We start from the raw sequence: 1,418 nt of genomic DNA, 5'->3' as shown, positions 1-1,418 counted from the left end.
TGAAGTGACCCCATAAAGTTGGACGCTTTGTTAAGCTGCTTGTAAGGCCTGATATCGATACTCTATCGGTGTCAGGCCTTTTAGTTTTACCTTAATTCTTTGAGTATTGTAATACTCAATATACTCTTCTATTTTCATAATAAGTTCATCTGCGTTTTCGAAGCTTTTTCCGTGATACATCTCACTTTTCAATAAACCAAAAAAGTTTTCTGCGACCGCATTGTCCAAGCAATTTCCTTTTCTCGACATGCTCTGTGCCAACCCTTTGTCTTTTAACATTTTTTGATAAGCTTTGTGTTGATACTGCCAACCTTGATCACTATGTACTATTGGTTTCGTGTTTTCATCTAGTTTCTCTATCGCCTCTTTCATCATCTCTGTTACCAGTGGTAAGCGAGCATTCTTTTCAACCTTGTAGGCAATCACCTCCTGATTAAAAAGATCGACTATTGGTGAGAGATAAACTTTGACGTCTTTCACCCTAAACTCTGTAACATCTGTTACCCACTTTTCATTAGGTTTTGATGTCTTAAAATTACGCTTCAGTATATTTTCAGCAACACTACCGACTTCACCACGATAAGAGCGGTACTTCTTTGGTCTCACTGTTGATTTCAAATTCATTTGAGACATTAACCGCTGCACGGTTTTATGATTAAGTAAGACGCCTTTTCTTCTCAAGGTTAAGTAGATACGTCGGTAACCATAGCGTCCTTTATGCTCATGGTATATCGACCGGATCATCTCACGCTCACGTTGATAGGGATCTGGCTGCCGACTTGCCTTAACCTGATAATAAAAAACACTTTTTGGCAATGCTGCAGCTTGCAGTAAATGCTTTAACGTGTGATGTGTTTTGAGAGCTAAAACACTTAACGCTTTTTCTTCGCTCGTTTGCGCTTTTGTTGTTCTAGCTCTTCCAACTTTTTTAAAAGCGCATTCTCGGCACGTAAATAGGCTAACTCTTCTTTTAGCTCATCAATTGTTAACTCTTCATCTGGCTTTTGCGTTGTATTTGAGAGTGATTTCATTGATTGAAGTCCTATGCGGTGATTGTTAAGTCCTGTGATACCTTGCTCATGATATCGCTTAAGCCAAACCCATAGTGTACCTGGGGAAGAAAGATTTAAAACAGCGCTTGTATGGGCGATAGACCAATCATTCGACCACATCAATCTTAATGCTTTTAATTTAGAGGAAGCGCATTGGGCATGTGTTGTTGGCAGAAATGAATTTACGCCATGGATTGCAAAGACTTGAGACCAGTAGCGAATCTGGCTAGCGGGAATTGAATATTGTTTTTCAAGTTGGCAAGAAGATGTGCTATCTAAACACGCCTTGGCAACGAGAAGTTTTAACTCACGACTATATTTGGACATAAAAGACCCCCAGTAATTAGTTTGTCCAACTATTGGGGG

The 1,418-nt window shown here is 39.5% G+C and carries 1 protein-coding gene and 1 pseudogene; both read right to left on the bottom strand.

The genetic code is table 11. From position 1 onward, the window contains the following. Nucleotides 1–30: 30 nt before the first annotated feature. Nucleotides 31–876 (bottom strand): annotated as a pseudogene (locus OA91_RS23730) (IS3 family transposase); the annotation flags it as partial. Further along, nucleotides 873–1,379 carry a helix-turn-helix domain-containing protein gene (locus tag OA91_RS24790; RefSeq protein WP_063340072.1) on the bottom strand — a complete coding sequence of 169 codons (507 nt, stop codon included), beginning with the start codon at nucleotides 1,377–1,379 and terminating at the stop codon, nucleotides 873–875. The gene OA91_RS24790 and the pseudogene OA91_RS23730, both read right to left, overlap by 4 nt. Between the last annotated feature and the right edge of the window lie 39 nt (nucleotides 1,380–1,418).

Source organism: Marinomonas sp. SBI8L (genome assembly GCF_001624705.1).
Classification (GTDB): domain Bacteria; phylum Pseudomonadota; class Gammaproteobacteria; order Pseudomonadales; family Marinomonadaceae; genus Marinomonas.
The sequence above is the reverse complement of the archived record's forward strand: the minus strand, read 5'-3'. Positions and strand labels throughout refer to the sequence as shown.